Genomic DNA, 6484 nt, shown 5'->3' on the forward strand with positions numbered 1-6484 from the left:
CGGCACGTCGCGCGCTGCGGACGTGGCCGCGCGATATCGGTTTTAGAAAAACGCGGCAAGCGGAATCACAAATTGATTTTACTCTGGCCTTCGAGCCCCCAGAATGGGCGCACCGAACCCACGAAGGAGCACAAGCATGACGGAGAAAGCCATCACCGGCCCGGCTCACGACTCGACCCGGCCCCAGGCCGACTGGCAGGCGAAACAGTACATGCTGTTCGAAAACGAGCGCACGCGCCCGGTGCGCGATCTGCTCGCGGCAGTGCCCACCGACCGTGTGCGGCGCGCGGTCGACATCGGCTGTGGACCCGGCAATTCGACCGAGGTGCTCGCCGCGCGTCTGCCGGGCGCGACGGTCAGCGGCATCGACAGTTCCGCCGACATGATCGCGGCGGCCCGCCGGCGTCTACCGACAGTGAGCTTCGAGCTCGGCGACATCTCGACATGGAATACGCACGAGCGCTACGACGTGATCCTCGCGAATGCGGTGCTGCAATGGGTGCCGGACCACGAGCGGGTGATGCCGGCGTTGCTGGAAAAACTTGCCGGCGGCGGCAGCCTCGCGGTGCAGATGCCCGACAATCTCGAGGAACCGGCGCACCGGCTGTTGCGCGAGGTCGCGGGCGACGGCCCGTGGGCGCCGCGGCTCGACGGTGTCGAGCGCACGGTGCGCCACGGTGCAGAGTGGTACTACGCGCTGCTCAGGCCGCTGTGCGAGCGCGTCGACGTGTGGCGCACCACCTACCACCATCCGCTCGCCGGCGGCGCCGACGCGGTGGTCGAGTGGTTCAAGGGCAGCGCGCTGCGGCCGTTTCTGGCCGCGCTCGACGACAGGGAACGCACCACGTTCCTGCAGCGTTACCGCGACGAAATCGCCAACGCTTACCCCGCGCTCACCGATGGCACCGTGCTGCTGCCATTTCCGCGGCTATTTATCGTCGCGACGCGCGCGGCCGGCTGACGCGCCGGGCATCCCGGCACCGCTGCCGGGCGTCGCGCGCCGTCCACGGTGCGCGCGAAAAGCGTCCGGCAGCTGCGGCGCGTGGCCGGCCCCTGGTGTGAACCGCTGTTCCGCCCACCTGCCCTGCTCGTCGCTGCCAAAACCCGCGCCGAAACGCGCGGCGCGCCAGGGTTGGTTGGGAATTGCCGCGCGGGAATATCGCGTGCTAATGTTTGTTGAAAGCCGAGGACGGCGCCATGCCGGCCTCACCGGGAAGCCATTTACCGCAGCGAGCGTCGCCATGAGTGATGTACGCCAACATCTGAGTCCCCGCGACCGTCTGGAGCTGTTGTGCTGGCTCACATGCGGAAGCCTCGGCGCTTACTATCTGAACGAAGACTGGCCGGACGCGGCATTCCACGTGCAGGCCGCGCACAAGTGGCTCGACCGCCGCGCGCGCGAGGCCGACTGGCTATGCATCGCGAAGCTGTCGGCCACCGCGGTGGAAATCGCCAGGCGCCACGCGCAATTCGTCGACACGGACTGGGCGCGCGACGCGGTCGAAGAAATTCTCGATACCGACGACCTGGATCCGCAGGCCCGGCTGCTGCGGCAGGTGCTGGCCGATTGCCAGAGCGCGCTGGCGGACAAGCGCCTCGCGGACTGATTTTTCATCGATCGCGGCGATCGCGGGAAAATCCGGGGGCCCGTTTGTCGGCCCCTTTGCGTTACGACGAACGCCGCGCGCAACCCTTCACTCTGTCGCATGCGCGTGCATCACCCCGCCCTGCATCGACCATGCCATCCACGGACGGCGCAGCGCGAGGATCGCGACAAACGCGCAGGCGGACAGCGCGCCAAACGTCGCGAAGCCCATCTGATAGCTGCCGGTGCTCTCCTTCGCGATACCCATCACGACTGGCAGATAAAACCCGCCGATACCACCGGCCGCGCCGACGATCCCCGACATCAAACCGGTGCGCCCTGCCCAGCGATGCGGCACCAGCTGGAACGTCGCGCCATTGCCGAGGCCGAACGCGACGTACAGGCACAGCAGCAGCGCGATACCGCCCGCGAGCGCCGGCATCGCGGCGGCGAACACGAAGTCGCACACGGAGATGATCGCGAGCAGCACGGTGAGCGCGCGCACGCCCGACACGCGGTCCGCGATCAGCCCGCCAAGCGGACGCAACATCGCGCCGGTCGCGGCCAGCAACGCCATCAATAGGCCCGCATCGATCTTCGATAGCTGATAGAGGTTCGTGAGCAACAGCGATACATACGACGACATGCCGACGAAACCGCCGAAAGTGATGCTATAGACGAGCATGATCACCCACGTATCGCGCTCGGCGAGCACCGCGCGATAATGTTTGGGCAGCACCGCGATCGCGAGCAGCGCGCCGGCCACCGGCAGCAACAGCACGCCGGTCCTGCCCGCGCCGAACAGCCCCGCCTCGACGAGCAGCACGAGCACGATCAAACCGGCGAGCGACACCGCAAAGCCGCCAAACGCGCGCAGCACGCTGCCCGTTTTTACGCCGGCGTCGTTGGCCCAGAAGTACAGCGTGATCGCCGCGATCGCGAGCAGCGGCAACGCGCCGCCGGCGGCCATCTGCCAGCCATAGCGCGTCGCCAGTTGCGGGAACAGGAAGCCGTCGAGCACCGCGCCGATGTTGCCCGCCGCGGCAAGACCCAGCACCAGCCCCTGCACCTTCGGCGGATAGTTGCTGCCGGCCATCGGTAACGCGACCGCGAAGCTTGCGCCGCCGACGCCGAGGAACACGCCGAGCACGAGCAGCATCTGATACGACGGCGCCGAGTGCATCGCCGGCAGCACGATCGTCGGCAGCGCCGACAGCAGCACGCCCATCAGCGCAATGCGCTTGCCATGCGCGGACTGATACAGATTGCCGAGCGTCACCCGCAAAATCGCCGCCGACAACACCGGCACCGCGACCAGCAAACCCTGCTGCGCGGGCGTCATCGCGATGCTCCGGCTGATGAACGGCGCAAGCGGCCCATACAGCACCCACACGGTGAAGCCCGTGTCGAAATAGAGAAAACAGGCGACCAGCGCGCGCCAGTCGCCGCTTCGAAGGCAGTGCATCAGGTTTTTCATCAAAGGTCCTTAGGAGACGGATTGCCCGACCCTCCGGCGCTTGCATCGGATGCAGCCGCGCCGGCGTGTCGTCCAGGTTGCGAAAGCGGAGCGGCGCACCGGCGTGGTGCCGTCCGCGTGTTTCTCGTGCTGCGTTGCTTGTGCTGCCTTGCTTGTGCTGCGTTTCCCGTGCTGCGCTTGCTGAAACCTTGCTCACGTTCGCCGCGGCGACACATGGCGCTCAATACACATCGCGCGCATAGCGCTTTTCGCGCGTCATCCGGCTCACGTAGTCGAGCGCGTCGTCGTCGCTCATGCCGCCGTGCGTTGCGACCACCTGCTTGAGCGCCGCGTCGACGTCGCGCGCCATCCGGTTGGCGTCGCCACATACATAGAAATGCGCGCCCTCCTCCAGCCAGGCCCACAGTTGCGCGCCGTGTTCGCGCATGCGGTCCTGCACATAAATCTTGTCGGCCTGGTCGCGCGAGAACGCGACATCGAGCCGCGTCAGCAGCCCACTCGCGCGCATCGCTTCGAGTTCGTCGCGATAGTAGAAATCGGTGGCCGCGTGCTGCTCGCCGAACAACAGCCAGTTGCGTCCGCGCTCGCCACGCGCGCGGCGCTCGTGCAGAAAGCCGCGAAACGGTGCGATGCCGGTACCGGGGCCGACCATAATCATCGGCGTGTCGCCGTGATGCGGCGGGCGGAAATGCGCGGACTTCTGCACGAAGACCGGCACGTCGATATCCCCGGCGCGATCGGCGAGAAACGTCGACGACACGCCTTTGCGATGCCGCCGCCCGTTGCTGTAGCGCACCGCCGACACCGTCAGATGCACTTCGCCCGGGTGCGCTTTCGGGCTCGACGCGATCGAATACAGGCGCGGCTGCAGACGCTTCAACATGCCGGTCAACTCAGCCGCCGTGAGCTTCACCGGAAATTCGTGCAGTACGTCGGCCAGTTGCTGGCCCCATAGCCATTGCTTCAGATCCGCCTTGCGCGCGGGTGCGAGCAGATCGCGCAGCGCGCCACGGCCGCTGCGCGCGGCGACGAATGCGAGGGCTTCCACGCTCGGCCGTGCGATCTCGTAGTGCTTGCCGAGGGCATCGGCGAGCCGCAGATCGCCGATGCCCGCGACATGGACCGGCGCATCCGCGTGCAGGCCGCTCAGCGAAATCAGTTCGTCGACGAGTTCGGGGCAGTTGGTCGGCCACACGCCGAGCGCGTCACCCGCTTCGTATTCGAGGTTCGCGTCGCCGGTATCCAGCGACACGCAGCGCGTGTCTTTCGCCGCGCCCTGGCGGTTCAGCCGCAGATTGCCGACGAGCCGCGACGCGGCCGGCCGCGTCTTGCTGGGCACCGTGCCCACCACCGCGTTGATCATTCCGCCCGGCGGCACCGCATAGAGCGCCGCGTCCGCTTCCTTGATGCGCACGATCACGCGTTCGAGCCACGCATCGGCGGCCGGCTGATAGTCGCTATCGCAATCGACACGCTCCATCAGGCGCAGTGCCCCCTGCGCGCCGAGCCGGTCGTCGAGACGGCGGCCATGGCCGCAGAACTGGTCGTAGTTGCGGTCGCCGAGCGCGAGCACCGCGAAGTGCACGCCATCGAGACGCGGCGCGTGCGGCGCGTTCAGTTGCGTCCAGAAGTCCTGCGCGTTGTCGGGCGGATCGCCATCGCCGAAGGTGCTCGTCATCAGCAACACGTATTGCGCCTTCGCGAGCGCCGCGAGCGGATAGTCGGCCATGCACGCGGTGCGGATTTCGAAGCCCGATTCCATCAGACGGGTCGCGTAGCGCTCGGTCAGCGATTCGGTGTTGCCGGTTTGCGACGCCCACAGCAGCGTGACTTTCGGGCGCGCGCGGACGATGCGCACGCCCGCTTCGCGCGGCTCTTGCAGGTCCATGAGGTCCGGCGAGGCCGCTGGTGACGCGGGCACGTTCGTCGCAGCGCGGCTGTAGAGCCCCGCGAGCAAGCCGTCGACATACAAGCGCGTGGCCGGATCGAATGGCGCGCTCGGCGGCAGCACCGGCACGCCGTCGATGCCCGGCGCGTCGAGCGAACGCAGTGCGCTGACGAACCCGCCCAGGTACGCACGCTCGGCATCGCTGAGTGACGGCGCGGGCTCCGGTGGCAGTTGCAACAGGCTGTTGAGTGCTTCGATACGACGCATAGGTTGATCCTTGGCGGTCGGTGCGCGCGCAACTGCGTGGATATCGGCGTCGATATCCGCGCCGATGACCGGCTGAGCGGCTGCCTGAGCGCCGGCATCGATGGCGGCATCAGCGTGCTCACCGTCGCGCGCTGCCGCACCGCGTGCGGCCGTCACTGGACTCAGCGCCACCGCGCAGAATTTCAGCTCTGGCTGCTGCGAAACGGGATCGACCGCATCGTTGGTCACGGCGTTGATGCACAGGTCGTCGCCGAACACGTCGTTCCAGTGCATCGGCGCGAAGCAGCTTCCCGCACTGACGCGATCGGTCACGACAGCGGGCAGAATCGCGCGCCCTCGACGCGAACGGATCTCGACCGGTTGCCTCGCGCGGATGCCGAGCGCGGCCGCATCTTCCGGATGAATTTCGACGAACGGCCCCGGGTTCAGCTTGTTGAGCATCGCGACCTTGCCGGTCTTGGTCATCGTGTGCCATTGATGCTGCACGCGGCCGGTGTTCAATACGACCGGGAATTCGGCATCGGGCAATTCCGCCGCGGGGGCATAGGCGCGCGCGAAAAACTTCGCGTGACCGCTCGCGGTCGGAAAAGCCAGGCGAGGACGGCTGCCATCGTCGCGTTGCCGCAACGTCTGGCTCACGCCGTCGTTCAGGTAGCGCAGCGGATTGCGCCCGGCGCCATCGCCGCCATCGCCCGAATCGCCCGCGGCCAGCGGCCATTGCAGCGGCGTCTCCTTCAGGCGCCGATGACTCGCGCCGCGCAAGTCGTAGCCCGTGGCCGGGTTCGACGCGCGCGTGATCTCGGCGAACACTTCGTCGGCGCTCGCATAGCTGAACGCGGCGGCGAAGCCCATCTCGCACGCGATTCGCGCGATGATCTGCCAGTCGGGCAGCGCCGCGCCGGGCGGCTCGATCGCCTGCTGCATCAGCGTCAGGTTGCGCTCGGAGTTGACCATCACGCCTTCTGCTTCCGCCCATAGCGCGCCGGGCAGCAACACATCGGCGTAGCGATTCGTTTCGGTGTCGAGGAACGCGTCCTGCGCGATCACGAGTTCGGCGGCGCGCAGCCCCGCGATCGCGTTGTGCCGGTTCGGGACCGTCGCGACCGGATTCGTGCAGATGATCCAGCACGCCTTGATGTCGCCTGCGGCCATCCGCGCGAACATGTCGATCGTGCCGTTACCCGCATCCGCTTTCAGCGTGCCCGGTGCAATGCCCCACAGCTCTTCGATAAACGCGCGATCTTGCGCGACCAGCGCCGAACGCTGC

At 67.4% G+C, this 6484-nt stretch carries 4 protein-coding genes; 2 read left to right on the forward strand and 2 right to left on the reverse strand.

Annotated elements, in window-relative coordinates; all coding sequences use genetic code 11:
* The first annotated feature begins 136 nt into the window (after positions 1-136).
* Complete coding sequence (gene tam / locus VGH68_RS16195) at positions 137-961, forward strand: trans-aconitate 2-methyltransferase (RefSeq protein ID WP_331604663.1); 825 nt, start codon at positions 137-139, stop codon at positions 959-961.
* Positions 962-1241: 280 nt separating this feature from the next.
* Positions 1242-1607: a hypothetical protein gene (locus VGH68_RS16200; RefSeq protein ID WP_331604664.1), complete on the forward strand. Its 366-nt coding sequence runs from the start codon at positions 1242-1244 to the stop codon at positions 1605-1607.
* Positions 1608-1694: 87 nt separating this feature from the next.
* Here VGH68_RS16200 and VGH68_RS16205 read toward each other — a convergent pair whose 3' ends face one another.
* Together VGH68_RS16205 and VGH68_RS16210 are read right to left on the reverse strand one after the other, a co-directional pair.
* Positions 1695-3062 carry an MFS transporter gene (locus VGH68_RS16205; RefSeq protein WP_331604665.1) on the reverse strand — a complete coding sequence of 456 codons (1368 nt, stop codon included), beginning with the start codon at positions 3060-3062 and terminating at the stop codon, positions 1695-1697.
* Positions 3063-3282: 220 nt separating this feature from the next.
* The coding region (locus tag VGH68_RS16210; protein ID WP_331604666.1) for a molybdopterin dinucleotide binding domain-containing protein at positions 3283-6484 on the reverse strand (3202 nt) is incomplete at its 5' end.

It is taken from the genome of Paraburkholderia sp. (assembly GCF_036488505.1).
Taxonomy (GTDB): domain Bacteria; phylum Pseudomonadota; class Gammaproteobacteria; order Burkholderiales; family Burkholderiaceae; genus Paraburkholderia.

What these genes read in the sequence shown, in the direction of transcription:
- VGH68_RS16200 (WP_331604664.1), top strand. Translation starts at nt 1,242, where the DNA reads ATGAGTGATGTACGCCAACATCTGAGTCCCCGCGACCGTCTGGAGCTG.
- tam (WP_331604663.1), top strand. Translation starts at nt 137, where the DNA reads ATGACGGAGAAAGCCATCACCGGCCCGGCTCACGACTCGACCCGGCCC.
- VGH68_RS16205 (WP_331604665.1), bottom strand. Translation starts at nt 3,062, where the DNA reads ATGAAAAACCTGATGCACTGCCTTCGAAGCGGCGACTGGCGCGCGCTG.